This window comes from Alteromonas sp. ABV4_515, from assembly GCF_056160345.1.
In genome coordinates this window covers 63,992-82,424 of sequence record NZ_JBSWWZ010000003.1, presented here as the reverse complement: position 1 = coordinate 82,424, position 18,433 = coordinate 63,992, and the positions used below count along the sequence as shown (strand labels likewise).

At 47.1% G+C, this 18,433-nt stretch carries 17 protein-coding genes and 4 tRNA genes; 10 read left to right on the top strand and 11 right to left on the bottom strand.

Going from position 1 to position 18,433, the window contains the following annotated elements; all coding sequences use genetic code 11:
• Nucleotides 1-8: 8 nt before the first annotated feature.
• The 9 genes from ybgF to ACXAGX_RS08060 all read left to right on the top strand — a co-directional run bounded on the left by ybgF (nucleotide 9) and on the right by ACXAGX_RS08060 (nucleotide 4,378).
• A complete protein-coding gene (gene ybgF, locus ACXAGX_RS08100) occupies nucleotides 9-848 on the top strand; it encodes a tol-pal system protein YbgF (protein ID WP_474818403.1) in 840 nt (279 codons plus the stop codon).
• 324 nt (nucleotides 849-1,172) lie between these two features.
• Nucleotides 1,173-1,248, top strand: a tRNA-Lys gene (locus tag ACXAGX_RS08095).
• 42 nt (nucleotides 1,249-1,290) lie between these two features.
• Nucleotides 1,291-1,366 (top strand) — tRNA-Lys (locus ACXAGX_RS08090).
• 45 nt (nucleotides 1,367-1,411) lie between these two features.
• Nucleotides 1,412-1,487 (top strand) — tRNA-Lys (locus ACXAGX_RS08085).
• 214 nt (nucleotides 1,488-1,701) lie between these two features.
• Nucleotides 1,702-2,763, top strand: coding sequence for a quinolinate synthase NadA (gene nadA / locus ACXAGX_RS08080; protein ID WP_070126870.1), 1,062 nt, complete (start codon nucleotides 1,702-1,704; stop codon nucleotides 2,761-2,763).
• Between the two features lie 101 nt (nucleotides 2,764-2,864).
• Nucleotides 2,865-2,955: transfer RNA gene (locus tag ACXAGX_RS08075), tRNA-Ser, on the top strand.
• Between the two features lie 282 nt (nucleotides 2,956-3,237).
• A complete protein-coding gene (locus tag ACXAGX_RS08070) occupies nucleotides 3,238-3,681 on the top strand; it encodes a hypothetical protein (RefSeq protein WP_474837659.1) in 444 nt (147 codons plus the stop codon).
• A 45-nt stretch (nucleotides 3,682-3,726) separates the two neighbouring features.
• Nucleotides 3,727-4,023 (top strand): hypothetical protein, encoded by a 297-nt coding sequence (locus ACXAGX_RS08065; protein WP_474838121.1) that lies wholly within the window; start codon nucleotides 3,727-3,729, stop codon nucleotides 4,021-4,023.
• A complete protein-coding gene (locus tag ACXAGX_RS08060) occupies nucleotides 3,923-4,378 on the top strand; it encodes a MarR family winged helix-turn-helix transcriptional regulator (protein ID WP_474838099.1) in 456 nt (151 codons plus the stop codon). The genes ACXAGX_RS08065 and ACXAGX_RS08060 overlap by 101 nt, the downstream gene beginning before the upstream one ends.
• Nucleotides 4,379-4,436: 58 nt before the next feature.
• Here ACXAGX_RS08060 and sodC read toward each other — a convergent pair whose 3' ends face one another.
• The 10 genes from sodC to asnS form a co-directional block, all read right to left on the bottom strand.
• Nucleotides 4,437-4,955 carry a superoxide dismutase [Cu-Zn] SodC gene (gene sodC / locus ACXAGX_RS08055; RefSeq protein WP_474818041.1) on the bottom strand — a complete coding sequence of 173 codons (519 nt, stop codon included), beginning with the start codon at nucleotides 4,953-4,955 and terminating at the stop codon, nucleotides 4,437-4,439.
• A 172-nt stretch (nucleotides 4,956-5,127) separates the two neighbouring features.
• Nucleotides 5,128-5,622: a thiol peroxidase gene (gene tpx, locus ACXAGX_RS08050; protein WP_070126859.1), complete on the bottom strand. Its 495-nt coding sequence runs from the start codon at nucleotides 5,620-5,622 to the stop codon at nucleotides 5,128-5,130.
• A gap of 163 nt (nucleotides 5,623-5,785) precedes the next feature.
• The gene (locus tag ACXAGX_RS08045) at nucleotides 5,786-6,268 is read right to left on the bottom strand and encodes an N-acetyltransferase family protein (protein ID WP_474818042.1); all 483 of its coding nucleotides are present in this window, start codon (nucleotides 6,266-6,268) and stop codon (nucleotides 5,786-5,788) included.
• Nucleotides 6,269-6,329: 61 nt separating this feature from the next.
• Nucleotides 6,330-9,485, bottom strand: coding sequence for an efflux RND transporter permease subunit (locus ACXAGX_RS08040; protein WP_474818043.1), 3,156 nt, complete (start codon nucleotides 9,483-9,485; stop codon nucleotides 6,330-6,332).
• Nucleotides 9,486-9,494: 9 nt separating this feature from the next.
• Nucleotides 9,495-10,640, bottom strand: coding sequence for an efflux RND transporter periplasmic adaptor subunit (locus tag ACXAGX_RS08035; protein ID WP_474818044.1), 1,146 nt, complete (start codon nucleotides 10,638-10,640; stop codon nucleotides 9,495-9,497).
• Nucleotides 10,641-10,748: 108 nt separating this feature from the next.
• On the bottom strand, nucleotides 10,749-11,846 hold the full coding sequence (locus ACXAGX_RS08030; protein ID WP_474837657.1) for a GGDEF domain-containing protein: 1,098 nt from the start codon (nucleotides 11,844-11,846) through the stop codon (nucleotides 10,749-10,751).
• 23 nt (nucleotides 11,847-11,869) lie between these two features.
• Nucleotides 11,870-12,433, bottom strand: coding sequence for a PqiC family protein (locus tag ACXAGX_RS08025; protein ID WP_474818046.1), 564 nt, complete (start codon nucleotides 12,431-12,433; stop codon nucleotides 11,870-11,872).
• Nucleotides 12,423-14,075 (bottom strand): intermembrane transport protein PqiB, encoded by a 1,653-nt coding sequence (pqiB, locus tag ACXAGX_RS08020; RefSeq protein ID WP_474818047.1) that lies wholly within the window; start codon nucleotides 14,073-14,075, stop codon nucleotides 12,423-12,425. The genes ACXAGX_RS08025 and pqiB overlap by 11 nt, the downstream gene beginning before the upstream one ends.
• A 2-nt stretch (nucleotides 14,076-14,077) precedes the next feature.
• Nucleotides 14,078-15,208 carry a paraquat-inducible protein A gene (locus tag ACXAGX_RS08015; protein ID WP_474837655.1) on the bottom strand — a complete coding sequence of 377 codons (1,131 nt, stop codon included), beginning with the start codon at nucleotides 15,206-15,208 and terminating at the stop codon, nucleotides 14,078-14,080.
• 153 nt (nucleotides 15,209-15,361) lie between these two features.
• The gene (gene asnS / locus ACXAGX_RS08010; RefSeq protein WP_474837653.1) at nucleotides 15,362-16,759 is read right to left on the bottom strand and encodes an asparagine--tRNA ligase; all 1,398 of its coding nucleotides are present in this window, start codon (nucleotides 16,757-16,759) and stop codon (nucleotides 15,362-15,364) included.
• Nucleotides 16,760-17,038: 279 nt separating this feature from the next.
• Between asnS and ACXAGX_RS08005 the strand changes: the two genes are divergently transcribed.
• Entirely contained in the window at nucleotides 17,039-17,410 is a 372-nt protein-coding gene (locus ACXAGX_RS08005; protein WP_474818050.1) for a hypothetical protein, read from the top strand.
• Nucleotides 17,411-17,422: 12 nt separating this feature from the next.
• On the opposite strand, the gene ACXAGX_RS08000 is transcribed toward ACXAGX_RS08005, so the two are convergent.
• Entirely contained in the window at nucleotides 17,423-18,397 is a 975-nt protein-coding gene (locus tag ACXAGX_RS08000; RefSeq protein WP_474818051.1) for a calcium/sodium antiporter, read from the bottom strand.
• Nucleotides 18,398-18,433: the final 36 nt, after the last annotated feature.

The following is an 18,433-nucleotide window of genomic DNA, read 5'->3' as shown; positions in this document are numbered from 1 at the left end:
TTAAACCAATGATTCAGGGCGTCACCTTGTGTGCCGCCCTTTGTATTTCAGCAGTGGCACAGGCGCAAGCTCCGGTCTACGACCTTGGCAATTCGCCTCAGGCATCCTCAGCGTCTTCTGGCGCGCCGTCTAGCACACTGGAACAGCGTATTTCTGTTCTTGAGCGGATGGTCGACAGCCGTACGCAAATGCAACATCGCTTACAGCAGCAAATCGATACCATGCAAGGTGAAATTGATGAGCTCCGTGGTACGGTTGAAGTACACACTAATCAGCTAGAAAAAGTACTCGAGCGCCAGCGTGAGTTATATCTAGAGATTGATAAGCGAGTTGAAGCATTGAAGCAAGCGGGAATTGGCGCAGCGTCGTCAGCAGATCCTCAGGCTGCTTACACGCCGCCAGCGACACCAGCCGCTTCACGTCCTACGCAGAGTCAGCCCGCGGCAAGCACAAGTTCTGCTGCGAGGAACGATCAAAGCGACAGTGACGCTTACGAGGCCGCTGTGAATCTTATTCTCAAATCGGGTGAGTATGACAGGGCAATCGCCTCGTTACAGTCGTTCCTGAGCGATTATCCTGATAGCTCATACGTCCCTAATGCCCATTACTGGCTCGGGCAGATTTTGTTCCGTGAACAGCAATGGGACGCCGCTTATGAGCAGTTTGATACTGTCGTTAATCAGTACAGCGACTCAGCCAAGCGTCCAGATGCGATTTTTAAGCTGGGTATGATTGCGGAAAGGCAGGGGAATGCGAATAAAGCCCGTTCGTTATTCGAACAGGTGATCAAGGAGTATCCTGATTCAGCCGCAACGAAACTTGCTCAATCACGTATGTCAGGCGTCTAACGTTTTTAAAAACCTCCTTCGGGAGGTTTTTTTAATTTCGTGTCTCTGCAATTCCCATGATTAATTTGTACCTTATCGTTTTTTACCGATAAAGGTTGTCTTTTTCACACTTCCTTCGTACCAATTGTAACCAGTGGAAATATCCTCTATTCATAATAACTTGCCGGAATTAGCAGGTTTACTGAACGATTTGATTTCATTTTGAGCGTTTGAACGGATAAGGACAGAAAAACACAAATAAATGCGTATTTTGGGTTGCGCTGCCTCAGAATATGAGTATTATATGCCGCCGTTGCCACAGAGTGGTGACGAAGAAAAGCGAATGGGTCGTTAGCTCAGTTGGTAGAGCAGTTGACTTTTAATCAATTGGTCGCTGGTTCGAATCCAGCACGACCCACCATTCTCTAAAATGAATAATTCGCCTTTCGCGCAATCAAAAGATGGGTCGTTAGCTCAGTTGGTAGAGCAGTTGACTTTTAATCAATTGGTCGCTGGTTCGAATCCAGCACGACCCACCATCTTTTCCAGTCGGAAAGACATCTTTTAAATTGCAATCAAATGATGGGTCGTTAGCTCAGTTGGTAGAGCAGTTGACTTTTAATCAATTGGTCGCTGGTTCGAATCCAGCACGACCCACCATCTCTTCTTGATTGCACACTCACTCAGAAATATCCTAGTAATCACACGCTATCTATCATTCCAAGCTGAATAGTCATTACTTTACTTTCAAGCCACGTTATTCTTTCGTCTGATAATCCGCGATAACCTTATATTCGTAGCTTAACAGTATGTAATTTTTATGACAGTCGGGTATAATCCGTCGCCCTATTGTCCATAATTCAGGCTACTTGTTATGTCTATTGCTTTCAGAGTCGATCAAGTTGATTATCCGTTCCCAGCAAAGCCTGCGCCGTTAAGCGCAGAACGCAAAGCTGAACTTAAAGAACAGATCAAACAACTGCTCAAAGATCGCAACGCTGTTCTGGTGGCACATTACTATACTGATCCCGAAATTCAGGCACTGGCAGAAGAAACCGGTGGTTGTGTGGCTGACTCGCTGGAAATGGCGCGCTTTGGTCGAGATGCCGAAGCCGACACCCTCATTGTTGCCGGCGTGCGCTTTATGGGCGAAACCTCAAAAATTCTCAGCCCTGAGAAAACCGTGCTAATGCCCAATCTGGAAGCTACTTGCTCTTTGGATTTAGGTTGTCCAATTGAAGAATTCAGCGCATTTTGTGATGCCCATCCTGATCACACCGTGGTGGTGTATGCAAATACCTCGGCGGCAGTAAAAGCGCGCGCAGACTGGGTTGTGACTTCCAGTATTGCGCTTGAAATTGTTGAGCACCTGGACGAGCAGGGCAAACCCATTATCTGGGGGCCAGACCGTCACTTAGGTTCATACATTGCTAACAAGACTGGCGCTGAGATGTTGATGTGGCAGGGCGAATGTATCGTGCACGATGAGTTTTCGGCACAGAAGCTCAATGATATGAAAGCTTTGTATCCTGATGCGGCAATTCTGGTGCATCCTGAGTCTCCGGCAAGTGTGGTAGACCTGGCAGATGCTGTTGGCTCAACCAGCCAGCTTATCAAAGCTGCTGAAGATATGCCGAATCAAACCTTCATTGTGGCCACAGACAAAGGCATTTTTTATAAGATGCAACAACTGATGCCACAAAAGACGTTTATAGAAGCCCCGACGGCCGGTAACGGCGCAACCTGTAAAAGTTGTGCTCACTGCCCGTGGATGGCAATGAACGGCTTACAGGCCATCTACAACAGCCTGACGGAAGGCGTAAACGATCACGAAATTCATGTGGACCCGGCACTACGTGAAAAAGCGCTCATTCCACTGGATCGCATGTTGAACTTCTCTGCAGAATTAAAACGTAAACAAGCCGTAAGTGCTTAATTATAAAGCAGTCGGCGAATTTTTACTGACTTTTGCTTGATTCTGCGACGGAGTTTCCCTACTATACGCGCGCTCGACGATATACCGTCGACACACAATTTGGAGAGATGGCTGAGTGGCTGAAGGCGCACGCCTGGAAAGTGTGTATACGTTAATAGCGTATCGAGGGTTCGAATCCCTCTCTCTCCGCCAGATTTGACGAAGCCCCGCTTATGCGGGGCTTTGTTGTTTTTAGGGCTCGGAAAATCACTTCTACCCTCTACGTGTGCAAAAAATCCTGAGATCAGCGCCATCTGTGCCTGGTTTCCAAGCAACATTTATGATTGATACTTTGCGACTGAGGCACAATTGATCAAGTAGGAAGCTGAGTCAGACTAGCTGATGCCTGCAAAAACTAGTCTTTACAGTGTCAGCAAAAAAGCGTGACATTTCTAGTCCTCTTTAATGTTCTGCCAGACAAGCAAAAGGAACTCAATGAGCATTATCAGAAAAGTAAGAAAATCAGTCTGGAATCTCGGTGCAACTTTTTTCTTTATATGGTTTGGATTCAAGTGCCTGGGCTATGGAATGGATCTTTTAAGAATTGAAGGCCCGTCATTGTGCTCTCATACCAACGTTGCTGAATTTATTTCACCGAATGGTAAAAAAATTGCGAAGCTTGGCTATTCAGAATGTGGAGCAACAACCAACTGGCAGACGGGAATAATCATTGTAGATGTAGAATCAGGTAAAGAGTATACCGGATTCTTTGGATTAGATGGTAAGCCCGACAATCTACATGTGGCTTGGACGTCAGATACAGAATTAACGTTTAGCCGCTTTCCAGTAGAAAAATTACTCTGGTTCAATCAGGATTATATGTCTGGTGTGATAGTAAAAATTGAGGCCAGTATGGCTTCAGCCAATATTTTACATTAACAGGCTGATTAGGGCAGGGATCTTTGAAATGATCACAGGAAATCTATGAAACCATTATTTATTCTCGTACTGTTAGTTGGACTGGTTGGATGCATGAATCCTGCTGCAACCGGGCCTCAGTTTTCTGGGGTAATGCCGAGCAATACTGATAAGACACTGATTTATTTTTATCGGCCATTAGAAAATGATGGCGGTACGGTTTGTTTTAAAGTTTTACTCAATGACGTCGAAAAGGGGTGCTTTGGTACAAAAGGTTTTCTGGCGTTTATGTCAGCCATTTTGCTTACACCGTCCTCGTTTATGCTCTGGAGAAAAAAGTACGAGAGAGCATTACCGCTTTAGCGGTTTAATTTGGAAAACTATCCTCAGGTTCAACTCTACACTGGCAGAATATATGGTGCTGGATTGTCTGGTTTCTGCACCTAATAAATCGCTGCGTCGGATAGACATCGCAGACGCACTGGGCAGAACTGGCTCTGGCGTTACGTGCATGCTGATGCCGATGGAAAAAATTGGATTCATTGGTCGCGATACCAACGAGCGTGATTCGAGGGTAAGTCTGGTCAGGCTCACGGAAGCAGGAGAGAAGCTTTATCAGTACGCGTCAGCGACACTGGAGCAGAAATCGGCCTCTGTATTGAGTGACCTGAGTGAAAGTCAGGTTCAGGAACTCAGCCAGATGCTTAAAGCATCATAAAACAAAACCGCCATACAGGCGGTTTTGTTGTTTATGGTTAGAAGTGAAAGGCCTCAGATTATGACTTAATCACACCGCACAGCGCCCTGGCACCGCCACCACCAAGTTTTTCAGGGGCATCAGAATAGTTATCACCGCCTTGGTGAATCATCAATGCACGGTCTTTCAGGTCGTCCATGGTTAAGCGGGGAGCGAGTACGGGATGCGTTGCCATGCCGTCACTGTCTACTAGCAGGATAGGGAGGTCGCCGAGATGGCTGTTGTCTGCCCAGGGGTAGCCATGCTGTCCCGTCTTCTCCGGATCGAGGTGACTGCCTGCAGCACCCGCTGGTACGGTTTTACCGTCTTTTTCAGCACTTTCACAAGAGGCGTTCTCGTGTACATGGAAACCATGTCCGCCCGGCGCTAAACCTTCCAGGGAGGGGGTGAACACCAATCCATATTCGCTATCACTGATCATTACTTCACCGGCTGCCTCGCCGGAAGAGGGGTCCATCATATAAACCGTCAACTCGTCATCAGCCAATGCGGCTGTAGTAGTAAGTGCAATCGATAAGGCAATAGCAGCTTTCTTCATTGTGATACTCCGTGATCCGATTTGAATTATTTGCCGTCACAGAGGAGCTGCCTTTCATGCAACGTCAGTTAACCATTTCTACTCATGCCCTTGTGCAAAGAGATCAATGAAATATCCAACAAGCATAAAAAAGCAGCCGATTGGCTGCTTTGTTCATAGGTGTTTTTTCGATTTACAGCGCCGCAATGGCTGCTTCGTAATCTGGCTCATCAGCCGTTTCAGCGACTTGCTGGGTGTAGGCCACTTTGCCCTCTTCATCAATTACCACAACGCTGCGTGACAACAAACCAGTAAGTGGGCCTGTGGTAAATTCAACGCCGTAGGCTTTACCGAAATCAGAGCGGAAAGTTGAACCGGTTTCTACGTTTTCTACACCTTCTGCACCGCAAAAGCGAGCTGCTGCGAAAGGAAGGTCAGCAGATACGCAAACCACAACCGTGTTATCTAAAGACGCCGCTTTTTCGTTAAAAGTACGTACCGACATAGCGCATGTGCCAGTGTCTACCGATGGAAAAATATTCAGTACAATTTTCTTGCCTGCCAGATCAGCCAGCGTGACCGTAGACAGATCGGTTTTTACCAGTTCAAAAGCCGGAGCGGCTGAACCAACAGCAGGCAGTTCGCCAATTGTTTCCAGTGGATTGCCTTGCAGTGTAACCGTAGCCATGGGGAGTTCCTTGGTTGTTGTGAATGTTCCTACTTATAGTGATGGTATAAGATTTAAATTCAACCACCTAAGCAAAAATTTCATCGCATTTTTCCACTGTAGTCGGGGGTCGGTAACAATCATGCCGGCTCCGTAGGTTAGCGTTGTTAAATGTGCCAGAGTGTTAGCTAGCAGCCAACTTTGCCAGCGCTGCGCCATCCAGGCGATAACCTAACCATTCCGACTTGGGTTTTGCGCCAAGAGAATCGTAAAACTCAATAGCCGGTGTGTTCCAGTCTAGTACGCTCCATTCGAAACGACCGCAGTTGTTGTCTACCGCTAATTTCGCCAGATGCTTTAACAGGGCTTTACCCGCGCCGGTGCCGCGAGCAGACTGAGACACATAGAGATCTTCAAGGTACAAGCCATTGCGTCCTTGCCAGGTTGAATAGTTAAAGAAATACACGGCAAAACCAATCGCTTCGTTCTCGTTTTCGCAAATTACGCAATGGGCCGTGGCACTTTCGCCAAATAAGGTCTTTTCTAAGTCACTGACAGTAGACTCAACTTCATGTTCTGCTTTTTCATAAATTGCCAGTTCAGTGATAAACGCAAGAATTTGCTGGCAGTCATTAATGGTTGCGGGGCGAATGGCTAATTTACTCATAACGTTCTCTTTATCATTAAAAATAAAAAACGCCTCAGTGAGGCGTTTTATTAAAGCGGCTTCAGGGTTTTGCTTCCGATATGTCTGTCGAGCGCTTGCCTGGCAGGCGTTTGCTAATAACGGTTTTTACCGCATTACCAGCCATACCCATATCGACAAGAATCATATATAGGCAGGGTACCAGAATAAGTGTAACCAGTGTGGCATAAAGTACCGCAAAGCCCAGCGCGATGGCCATGGGGATAACCAGTGCTGCTTGCATACTGGTTTCAAACATTATTGGAGTTACACCCGCAAACGTTGTGATGGATGTGAGCGTGATGGCCCTAAAGCGGGCAGACCCGGCTTCTTCCACGGCATCACGAATAGAATAGCCCTGAGCACGGCGCTGATTCACAAAGTCCGTCATTACCAACGAGTCGTTTATTACCACCCCTGCTGCGGCAATCAGACCAAACATAGAAATAGCGGTGAGGTCGTAGCCAAGGAAATAATGCCCAAACGCGGCGCCGGTAAAACTAAAGGGAATGACTGACATGATGATGAGTGGCTGAGCATAACTTTTTAGCGGTACAGCAAGCAGAATGTACACCATAAGCATACCAGCAATGAAGAACAGCATCTGTTCGTCTTGCTGAGCCATCTGTTCCTCAATATTGCCGCCAATCTGCGTTTTCACTGAGGGATACTTTTTCAGCAATTCAGGAAGAATGTTTTCGTCCACTTCACCCATAACCGTAAAGGGCGCGACTTTCTGCTCATCGATGCTGCCCCAGATATAAACACTGCGGTAGCCACCTTCACGACGGATGTAGCTGATCCCTGGTTTCTCTTCGAGGGATACCACATCTCCCAGCATGACCTCACGACCTTGTGGGGTAGTAATAACCGAATATTTTAGGTCGGCAATACGTTCGCGTGACATGGCAGGGTAGCGAACCATTACCCGAACTTCTTCGCCATCACGAATTACCCGTTGCGCTTCGCCGCCGTAGAAACTGCTACCCACCTGAGCAGCGACATTCTGCAAGGTAAGTCCGAGATCGTAAGCCACTGGCTTCAACGTCATCTGAAACTCTTTACTTGTCGGGTCGATGGTCGAGCTAACATCAAACAGGCCATCTTGCTCTTGCAGCATTGAAATGAATTCTCTACCAGCGGCATTCAGGGTTGCTAGGTCGCTGCCGTAGAGCAGGTAGCCGAATTCGCCGTCTCCATCTCCACCGCCCATCAGGCTGTCGTTAATGTAGAATGCCTTCATGCCGGCTATTTCGGGCATGGCTTCGCGCCAGCGCCGTGCAATCTCAAAGGTGTCCATTACCCGCTCGTCTTCATGAACTAATGGCATGAAAAGTTGCCCGTTGGTGCGGTCATCGTTAAAGGCCAGGATATCCCGAACCATGCCTGCGCCACCAAATTCCTCTATGACCTTTTCGTCTTCTTTTCTGATGATGGTTTCGATGGTTTGTAAGGCATTAATTATCGCGTCATCAGCCACATTTTCATTCATCTCAATAGAGATAGAGGGGAAGTCATGGGGAACCTTGCCTTGAGGGACAAAGCGCAGATGATTACCGTCCATCAGGCCTTTTGCAAGCAGCAGTAAAGCAACGAAAATCATCAATGTTGCCCAGCGCCATTTGATTGCGCGTACAACCGTACGGCGGTAGGGGCCATTTACAATGCGATTAAATCCAGCGTTGAATTTAGCACGCCAGCCATCAGGTTTGATGGGAGTGAAATTAATATGTGCAATGTGTGCCGGAAGAATGAGTTTTGATTCCACCAGGCTGAAAAACAAACACAAGATAGCCACCACGGCAACATTATAAAACATAGCGCCGTCCATACCGGAGCTGCCGGTAAACGGTGCAAAAACCGCAATGGTGGTGAGTACACCGAATGTTGCCGGCGTAGCAACCCGCTTAGCACCGCGTATTACGCTGTCTACACTGGCGCCTTTATTCTCTATTTCGGTATAAGCGCTTTCTCCTATAACGATGGCATCGTCTACCACGATGCCGAGCACCATGATGAAAGCAAACAGAGACATAAGGTTAATACTTACGCCGAACAGAGGCATTAACATAACTGCGCCGAGGAAGCAGATAGGTAAGCCAACCATTACCCAAAAGGCGAGTCTGAACCGCAGGAACAACGACAGCATGATAGCGACCAGAATCGCGCCCTGAAGCAGGTTTTTCAGCATCATATCCAAGCGGGCATCGAGGTAATAGGTGAAGTCCACCATCACTTCTAGCGATACACCATCGGGTAATTGTTTATTTTTTAACTCGACGTAGTCTTTGATGCTTTGCGCTACAGGAATAATACTCTGGGTTTTCGTTGCCCTCACAGTCATGTAAATGGCGTTTTTACCCGAATATTTGAAGTACATATCACCTTCGGTGAAAGCATCTTTGATTTCAGCTACATCGCCGAGTAACACCTGAGAGCCGCCTGTGCCGATTTTAACAGGGATCTTGGCAAACTCTTCTCCCTGGTAATACTGGTTTTCAACCCTAACCGCAATAATGCCGGATTGGGTTCTAAGCTGACCGGCGGAAATGTTACTTGAGTAGGCACGAATAGCCGTGGTGATGTCGCTGATCGAAAGGTTGTACTTACGCAGTACGTCTGGTTTCACTTCTATGGCAATTTCATCAGGCGGGTAACCGGCTTGCACGATGCTGATGTTGTCCAGTTGAAGTAATTCGTCTTCCACTTCTTTCGCGATGTCTTTTAGTTCGGTAAGGGGAAGGTCACCCACCAGTGGAAGCTCGATAACCTGCTGAGTAAATTCTTCCTGTACGATGGTAACGGGTTCCATGTCGGCAGGGAAGGACGCAATACCGTCGACACGGAGGTTAACCTTGTCGAGTACATTAGCCAGAGAGGCTTTTTCGTCAATAGTGAGCCTTAATGAGCCAGAGCCACGAAAGGCCCGGGAAACAACCCGCTCCACTTCAGGCACATCTTTTAATGCTTCTTCAATTTTAACGATGATCCCTTCTTCAATCTCCTGAGGCGAAGCACCGGGATAAGACGCACTAATTCTGATGTAATTGAATTCCGCCATGGGAAACATCTGGCGCTGAAGACCAGTGTATGCCGCCAAACCCATAACAACGATGAAGATCATTAAAAGATTTGCAGCAACGCTGTTGCGGGCGAACCAGGCGATAATGCCATGGTTCGTATCATGTTCATTATGCATGGCGTGTCCTTACTGCGTGATACGTTGAGAGGCGACGAGTTTCTTGCCGCTTTCAATCACTTTCACGGCCATTCCGTTGATTGGGTATTCAGGTGGGGTAACAACCAGCATGCCGCCGTCGATGTCGCCACTAACGAAGAAATATTCCCCTTCTTCACGCAGCACATTAACACGTTCACCGACCAGTTCGCCGTTCTCGTTTACCAGCCAGATCTGTTTGTTGTTCACCAGTTCCTGAGGTACCCGGTAAACGGCTTCAAGGGTTTTGCCGGTAAAACTAATATTGGCAAAGCTACCAAACTTCACCAGTGGCTTGCCTGAGCGTACGCCGTATGGGTCGTCAATACGGGCGACGAGATGACTCATTCGGGTTGCTTGATCAACAACGCCGGTATCTCGGTCGATGCTGGCTGTAATTTCACGATTGTCGATAGTGATAATGGCATCAGTACCGGAAACCGTTACTGGCAGAAAAGACTGGTCGAAACCGGCAACCGGAAAGTTTAGTTCGGCCGTTTCTACATTATTTAGCGTTGCTGTTACCGTGCCGGTACTAACAAAATCGCCGGTACCAATTTCCCGAGAGACGACCAACGCATCATAAGGCGCACGCACTTCGCAATTGTCTAAATCGCGTTTGGCAATGCGAAGCATGGCTTCCGCTGATTTCACCGCTGCCTGCGCACTTAATAACTGTGGCTTTCTTAAATAGAGATCAGTAATTCGGCTACCCGACATACTCGCGGCTTCGCGCTCGGCAACATCGGCTTGGGCTTGTTCTTGAACGAGCTGCGCTTGCGCAGAAATCAGTGTGGCTTCGGCTTCCAATAACGCCGCTTCATAAGCATCTTTTTCAATGCTAAACAGAATTTCACCGCGCTTCACCAGGCCGCCGGGCACAAATTTTGGATTCCAGGACACCACTTCACCGGCTACCTGTGCGGCTAAGTTAGTGCTTTCAAGCGGCGTGATTTCGCCGTAGGACGTAATAGTAACTTTGTAATCTTCTGCCCGAAGCTCACTGATAGATACCGTAGGTCGTGTATCTATTTCTGCTGACGATTCTTCCTCATTTCCCGCAGAAGCGATCAGCGTCATACCTGCATAACCCGCCACGAGTATGGCTATTGGCAGGACGATTTTTTTCCATTCCATCGACATTCCTTTCCCCAGTATTTCTTTATTATTTTATTTTAATAGCTTTGTGCTTCGATTGAATTGACTGTTTGTAACAGTTTATGACTTCACATTATGGCAATGTTATTAGGCCATATCGTGTGCGCATACTATCTTGTTACGGCCCAGTTGTTTTGCTTTATATAATGCCTTATCGGCAAGCGATAGTCCCCGGTTTAATGAAATATCACTGTTAATTTCACATATTCCAAAGCTGGCAGTTACTTTAATTTCCCTTTCTTCCAGCCATACGGCGGTGTTTTCTAGTGTTTTTCTCACTTTCTCTGCCAATATGGCGGCGCTCTGTTCTGAAGTTTCCGGCAGAACCATGAGAAATTCCTCGCCTCCCCAGCGACTGACAATATCTTGTCGGCGCACATTCTGTCGCAAATGCTGTGCCGTTCTTTGCAACACGATATCACCATTAGTATGTCCGTAGGTGTCATTAATTTGCTTAAACTTGTCTACGTCTACAAGGATGAGTGTGAGCGGAATGTGGGTTCGATAATGCCGTTTAATTTCTTGATCAAGTAACTGACTGATCCCGCGCCGGTTTGGTAAAGAAGTAAGAGTATCATGTAATGCTTGTTGTTCAAATTGCGCACTGAGCATACGCATCATTTCGTAGGTGTTTTGTCGACTGTATTCATAAAATGCAGAAAGAAACGTGACAGTGCAGAAGGAGAGTAGCAAGCGAGTTTTGAAACTGCCGCTGTAATGCGTAAGGAGCAGCGACTCATGAGGGCTAAAAAGAATGATAGTAATAAGCAGGGTGAATACCACCATGACGATTAAGCCGCGTTTAAAACCACCGAAAAACATGGCCACCGGCGGTAGAATATAAAGCCAAAGCGGACCCGTGTTATCGTGGCCGCCGGTGACCAGCAGGTAAGTCTCCAGCCCCATTAGACAACCGGTTAGCAAATACACTGAAACCGCTTGGCCCACCTTATTGCGATAGGCAACCTGAATCTGACTAGCCAGGAAAAAGATGAGAGAAGCGGTAAGTAAACTGAAGCCTAGTGTCCAGGTTCCACTGAACAACGCATATAATCCCAACACGAGCGTGATGGTGTAGCCAACGAAAGAAAACAAGTTAACCACCAGGATACGGCGGTTCGTTTCCTCATCAAAGTCGGGATGACAACCCCGTTTAAAAAAACTGTTGGCGGTGGTTTTGCGCATATTCCTACTATTTTTGTTGCGCGCTACACCTCATCGGAAATCGCCGTAGCAAGATCGCTAACGAGTTGACGCATGGTGACGACGGCTTGCTCAAATCCGTCGCCTTTCATTGGGCGGCGGAAGTCAAAATACTGAATTTTTTCAGATTTGCCTTCGCCATCAAGCCAAAACTGGCCCTTTAGCAACACGATACCGTCGGATGAAGCAATAAAGTCATCAATTTTTACATAAAGTTTAGCAACCGACGACTGTTTTGCATGGCGGTGGGGCGGAATTATCTCGATATTTTTATGAGAAAGTAATGCGCCGTTTAAAGCCTGTACAAAACTTTTATCTAAGGGTTCAGCCCACACGTGCTGATTAGAGACATATACCGTTGCTGGCCCCGTTAGCATTGTGAGCGAGCGTTGTTGCAGGTAATCCGGTAATACCAGTTGCTGCAGAGCGATTTTTTGCGTGGGTTGATTATGATTGCTGACTTTTGCGTTCGGTGAATGCAACACATAATAAGTGAGTGACGTAGAGGAACTGCTACATCCTGCCAGCACTAAGGAAAAGAAAACAAAACACAGTCGACTAATTTTCATCAAAGATTCCTTTATTTGCTGCTTTAGGTTGCATGTCATTGTCGTTATCGTCGGAGAAAATTAAACGATTAGGTTTCTGATTAAGCTGTAACAGCAATGGCTGAATGTTGCGCAACGTCTCTTGCAGCGCATTTGCTGTTTCAGTAATTTCCCCGGCACTGCGCCCGCCATCGGAATAGTTGTCTAAAAGCGCAGACACTTTCGTTAGCATTTCATTCAGGTTTTCATTCAATGCTTTGGCGTCGATATCGCCCATTAAATCGTCGAAATCACTACTTGCTTCTTCTACCCGGTTTGACGCAGCCTTAATGTCGTCAATCACGTTTGTCACTTCAACAATCATTTTCTCCAGCGGGAGGTTATTCATTTTGTCGAGGATGGCGTCGGCTTTTTGCGTTAGCTGGGTAAATTCATTCGATACCGTAGGAATAACTTCAATATCATTAATGGTGTTTATCGCCAGAGCTGAAGCATTATTGTCGTGCTGCAGGTCGACATACAACCCGCCCGTGATCACATTCCCCATACGTAGTGTTGCCCGCAAGTCGCGGCCAATCCAGGTATGCATGGTGTCTTTCACTGCCTGCAAACCTTCTTCGGTATCCTGTTGACGGACTTTACCGGGATAGATGCGAATAACGACAGGGATCGGGTAGTTCTGGTCGAGGATATTGCCATCAATTAAATCCGGAGGATTGATGCGCGCAACTTCACCAATTTCGATGCCACGATATTCTACCGGTGCCCCTTCGGTGAGCCCCCGCACAGTTTCGTCGATTAACAGTAGGTACTTTGCATACAATTTATATCGGGCATTGGACGCAGCAGCATCATCCTGGAATATCTTAAATTTTGCATTCTCGTCCACATCGCCGCCGGATGATGCGCCGCGCGGTATACCGAATGTCACACCATTTGCTAACAGGGTTTCCAGAGAGCCGGTTTCAACTTTAACTCCGTTCGAGCGTAGGTGAAGTTTAACGCCACTGACATTCCAGAATCGCGTATTTTGCGTGATCAGTTTGTGATAGGGCGCACGAATAAATGCACCGTAGTGTAAAACCCGCTCTTCTATGTCAAATTCTGCATCTTCAAATTCACCGACTTTAAAACCTTTGTAGATAATCGGGTCGCCTGGCTTGTACGCAAAGTTGTCATTACTGGTAAGCGTAACATGCAAACCAGGTGTACCTGGTGGTGTGGCGGGAGGACGCTCAAGGGCCACAAAATGGCTTTTACTCTTACCTGAATCATCTGCCGTCATGGCAATGTAAGCACCCGATAGCAAAGTATTCAAACCGGATACTTCAGAGAAGCTGATCCGTGGCGCTACAACCCAGAATTCAGAGTTTTCAGTAAGAAGTCGTTCGGCACTGGCATCGATACGTGCGGTTACTAATACGCCGTCTAAATCTGGTTTAAGATCGATTTTTTTTACCTGGCCCACTTCTAAATCACGCACTTTAATGGGGGTTTTGTTAACTTCGATGCCGCTGGCAGATTTCAGTTCGATAGTGATTAACGGGCCTTGGTTTTTCCACTGATACCACACCATCCATCCACCGATAACGATGGCGAAAAGCGGTATCAGCCATACTTTGGAAATGTGAGTGGTGGATTTTATTTTTGCGTCACTCGTCATGTTTACTTCCTGTTCTGCCAAATCAGGCGGGTATCAAATGTCATTGCTGCCACCATAGTAACGAAAACTACGGCGCAAAAGGCCAAAGCTGCAGGCCCTGGATAAATAGAGAATGTATTACCGAGTTGCACCAGGGCGACAAGAATGGCAACCACGAAAACGTCGATCATCGACCAACGGCCAACCCCTTCGATAATCTGATAAAAGCGGGTTCGAATGCGGGCGCGCTTCTCTAACCCACGTTGCACCGTTAAATTCAGCCAGGCTAGAACGACAATTTTAGCCACCGGGATCAATACGCTAGCAATAATAATGATTAATGCTACAGGATAATCGCCGCTTTCCCAAAGCGTAATTGCGCCACCGATAATGGTACTCGGTTCGTCTCTGCCGAACATTTCAGTATGCATGATGGGTAAGAGATTCGCCGGAATATAAAGTAGTGTTGCAGTAATGAGCAATGCCCACGTACGCTGAATACTTACCGACGCCCGTGCTGGTGTCAGTGGCTTGGGCGAGGGGACTTCTCCAAAAAGCCAAAGCGCGAAACGGTTGCTGTCGAATTGAATAATGCAAGCGGTCATACAAATGGCAAAGCCGATGAATGCGTAAAACGACAATCCAATAGAGATATCTGCCATGGACGATATTTTGATTAAGCTGACCAGCGTGCCCACCAGAAATATCTCAGCCATGCTCCAGGGCAGTAAGGCTTTTACCCAAAAAAAGATATGTCTGACGAAAGGTCTATGAATATCCCGGTGACGACAGTGACTCAGCACAAGCATGCCCAGCAATACCAAGCCAGGAAAAATAACCGTCGCTGCCCCAGTAATGATGGCTAACGAAATATAGTCTTCGTTGAACAAAGTAATGAAGCTATCTGGCAATGCAATTTGATGCTGAATGCCACTGGAGCGAAAAGATAGAAAATTAAAGGGTAAAGACAGGGCAAGAAATACGAGCGCACTGAAAGCTAACGCAAACACATTGTCGTTCTGATGCCGCCTGTAGGTGAGCAGCGTATGACCGCAGTTCGGACAGACGGCGCGCTGCCTGTGCGCCAGTGCTGGCAGCGCCACCACTGTCAGGCATTGTTCACACTGTATTGTCTGTGACGATTCGGTATGCATAAAGAACGCTGAGACTCAATAAACGATTAGTATACAATAGCATGATTTTATTCATGTTTACGGTATTAATGTGTAACCGGATGTCATATGCCTCAGAAAAACATAAGGCGGCCTTTCGGCCGCCTTATTATTAATTCTTTATGCGTTTTGTGATCAGTAATTTGCATTACCCGGCGTGCGCGGGAATGGAATAACATCACGTACGTTTTGCATGCCGGTTACGTAGGCAACCAGGCGCTCAAAGCCTAAACCGAAACCTGAGTGCGGTACGGTGCCATAGCGGCGTAGATCGCGGTACCAGCTGTAGTCTTCTTTATCGAGGCCCATTTCTTCCAAACGTTGGTCGAATACATCCAGACGTTCTTCACGCTGAGAACCACCAATAATTTCACCAATGCCTGGTGCCAAAATATCCATCGCTGCAACCGTTTTGCCATCATCATTAATGCGCATATAGAAGGCTTTAATATCCTTCGGATAATTTTGCATAATGATTGGCGCGCCAACGTGCTCTTCGGCCAGATAACGCTCGTGCTCAGATGATAAATCTACACCCCACTCAACAGGGAATTCAAATTCTTTGCCACTGGCCTTCAGAGTATCAATCGCATCGGTGTAATCCATACGAACGAAATCAGTACTGATCAGTTTTTCCAGGCGGCTGATAGCATCTTTGCTGATGCGCTCGGCGAAAAATGCCATGTCGTCAGCACGCTCTTCAAGCACAGCTTTACACACGTATTTCAGCATGTCTTCTGCCAGTTGCGCCACATCGCTTAATTCCGCGAAAGCCACTTCTGGCTCAATCATCCAGAACTCCGCTAGATGTCGAGAAGTGTTACTGTTTTCAGCACGGAATGTCGGGCCAAAGGTGTACACTTTTGACATAGCGGCACAGTAAGTTTCAACGTTCAACTGACCAGAAACCGTAAGGTAGGTTTCTTTACCAAAGAAATCTTCTTTGTAGTCGATATCGCCTTTGTCGGTGCGTGGCAGGTTCATCATATCTAACGTAGATACTCTGAACATTTCACCTGCGCCTTCTGTATCGGATGCAGTAAGGATAGGGGTACTGATCCAGAAATAGCCACGCTCGTGGAAGAAACGGTGAATGGCTTGTGACAAACAGTTACGAATACGGGTAACCGCACCTATCACATTGGTACGAGGGCGAAGATGCGCATACTCACGAAGATATTCGATAGAGTGGCGTTTTGCCGCCATCGGATAGGTATCGGGGTTTTCAACCCAACCCAGAATTTCTACGCTTTTCGCTTCCAGTTCTACTGCCTGGCCCTGACCTTGAGAAGGTTTTACTTCGCCAACAACAGACAATGAGCAGCCTGCGGTTAAGCGCTGAATATCAGCATAATTTGACAGAGAATTTAACGCGATTACCTGTACGGGATTAAAGCAGCTGCCATCGTGCAGAGCAATAAAAGAAAGTCCGGCTTTCGAGTCGCGGCGAGTACGCACCCAACCTTTAACCGTCACCGTTTCGCCAACTGCGTACTTACCTTCAAGCACGTCGACAACGGGCGCATGCGTCATTTGAATGTCTCCATCTTACCTGTTTAAAATAAATATACTTTTTCGGTCTGTCATTGTAGTTGAGCCGAAAAGTGTTAAAGACACAGCAGAATTGCCGATAGTAAATACAAAACCAAGCGCTGCGAAAGGCAACGAAAAAACTTAGATAGTGCAGTGACATGCCAGCCTTCAGAATAAGGCATGACTCTGTTGTGTCATTTCCTACGTATAAACGAACCGCTAGTATACTCATTCAGAAACGGGATACCAGCTAACTTTCAGCCCACAGAGCCAATTTGCATGAATTCAGGTCACCAAGACAGACGGGTCATTCCCAGAGACAAAGACGGATTTTACCGTTTTATTGTTACCGTTAACTTTATGAGTTGGCTGGTGCTAATTGGCGCTTTGATCGTGTTTCATTTTGCCCGCCCGGAAATGGTGACGGGTTTACAGACCTACTGGGGAATAGAAGGGCGAACTACCTGGTCAGATGAACACGTAGACATGCTGGTTGTGCTGTTACAGATTTGCCTGGGCATGGCGTTGCTCACCATGTTACTGCGTTCGCGCCGCAATCGTCGTGAGGCCGACAATTACGGCGTGAATTTGTTTATTCTTGCAGGTATTTCAGTGGTGAGCCTGGTTACCTTGAATGTAACCGTAGCCTGATAAAATACCTGTTTAGCTTACAAAAGCCGATTGTACCAAGTACCAGGTATACGCCACGTAACCCAATACAAATACACCACCTTCTAATCGGTTCAAGCGGCCCTGACGACCTTTGAGGCCGATACAGAATATAAACAGGGCAACCGACAACACCAGCATAATGAGTACATCGCGATACAAAAAGCTTGGTTCTACTTGCATAGGCTGAATGGTACCGGCAATACCCACTACCGCGAGGGTGTTAAACATGTTCGAGCCGATAACGTTGCCCAGCGCCATGTCATGTTCGCCTTTGCGAATTGCCATCAGTGAAGATGCCAGTTCAGGTAACGATGTACCTACTGCGATAATGGTTAAACCGATAATCGTATCGCTAACGCCAAAATCGGTGGCGATTTCAACGGCACCCCACACCAGAATACGAGAGCTGGCGACTAACAATAACAAGCCCGTAAACAGCCAAATTGCATTGGTCTTTACGCTGATTTCTTCGCCGGGGATTTCGCCGTCGTAACCTTCTGCCAATTTGTCTTTATCGCCTTTGGTTGCAGCCCAGATGCTCCAGCCCATTAACAGAATAAATAAACCTAATAACGAAAATGCATCGTCGGTGGAGATATAAAAGTCAATCAGTTGCCAGCTGGCAAAAAAGGTCAGGCCGAGCAGGATAGGGAGTTCACGTTTGATGATGTCTGAACTGACGGCAATGGGGCTGATAACCGCGGTGAGACCAAGAATAAGTGCAATATTGGCAATGTTCGAACCGTATGCGTTACCCAGTGCAATACCCGAATTACCTTGAATAGCGGCGAAAATAGAAACAATGATCTCGGGGGCTGAGGTGCCGAAGCCGATGATCAGCATACCAATTAATAGCGGCGAAAGGCCGAAATGACGGGCAATACCTGCTGCGCCACCGACAAATTTACCGGCACTCCACAGTAAAACTGGCAGGCCAACAATAATAGCAGCAATGGCTAAAAGCATATTTTCTCCTTGGGTCCGTCTCTTTCAGGCAAACGA

Excerpts from the sequence above, each read along its gene's own strand:
- asnS (WP_474837653.1), bottom strand. The coding sequence starts at position 16,759 with ATGACGCATGCGCCCGTTGTCGACGTGCTTGAAGGTAAGTACGCAGTT.
- ACXAGX_RS08015 (WP_474837655.1), bottom strand. The coding sequence starts at position 15,208 with ATGCATACCGAATCGTCACAGACAATACAGTGTGAACAATGCCTGACA.
- ACXAGX_RS08035 (WP_474818044.1), bottom strand. The coding sequence starts at position 10,640 with ATGGAATGGAAAAAAATCGTCCTGCCAATAGCCATACTCGTGGCGGGT.
- ACXAGX_RS08005 (WP_474818050.1), top strand. The coding sequence starts at position 17,039 with ATGAATTCAGGTCACCAAGACAGACGGGTCATTCCCAGAGACAAAGAC.
- ACXAGX_RS08040 (WP_474818043.1), bottom strand. The coding sequence starts at position 9,485 with ATGCATAATGAACATGATACGAACCATGGCATTATCGCCTGGTTCGCC.
- ACXAGX_RS08025 (WP_474818046.1), bottom strand. The coding sequence starts at position 12,433 with ATGAAAATTAGTCGACTGTGTTTTGTTTTCTTTTCCTTAGTGCTGGCA.
- ACXAGX_RS08070 (WP_474837659.1), top strand. The coding sequence starts at position 3,238 with ATGAGCATTATCAGAAAAGTAAGAAAATCAGTCTGGAATCTCGGTGCA.
- ACXAGX_RS08045 (WP_474818042.1), bottom strand. The coding sequence starts at position 6,268 with ATGAGTAAATTAGCCATTCGCCCCGCAACCATTAATGACTGCCAGCAA.
- ACXAGX_RS08065 (WP_474838121.1), top strand. The coding sequence starts at position 3,727 with ATGAAACCATTATTTATTCTCGTACTGTTAGTTGGACTGGTTGGATGC.
- ACXAGX_RS08030 (WP_474837657.1), bottom strand. The coding sequence starts at position 11,846 with ATGCGCAAAACCACCGCCAACAGTTTTTTTAAACGGGGTTGTCATCCC.
- ybgF (WP_474818403.1), top strand. The coding sequence starts at position 9 with ATGATTCAGGGCGTCACCTTGTGTGCCGCCCTTTGTATTTCAGCAGTG.
- sodC (WP_474818041.1), bottom strand. The coding sequence starts at position 4,955 with ATGAAGAAAGCTGCTATTGCCTTATCGATTGCACTTACTACTACAGCC.
- tpx (WP_070126859.1), bottom strand. The coding sequence starts at position 5,622 with ATGGCTACGGTTACACTGCAAGGCAATCCACTGGAAACAATTGGCGAA.
- ACXAGX_RS08000 (WP_474818051.1), bottom strand. The coding sequence starts at position 18,397 with ATGCTTTTAGCCATTGCTGCTATTATTGTTGGCCTGCCAGTTTTACTG.
- nadA (WP_070126870.1), top strand. The coding sequence starts at position 1,702 with ATGTCTATTGCTTTCAGAGTCGATCAAGTTGATTATCCGTTCCCAGCA.
- pqiB (WP_474818047.1), bottom strand. The coding sequence starts at position 14,075 with ATGACGAGTGACGCAAAAATAAAATCCACCACTCACATTTCCAAAGTA.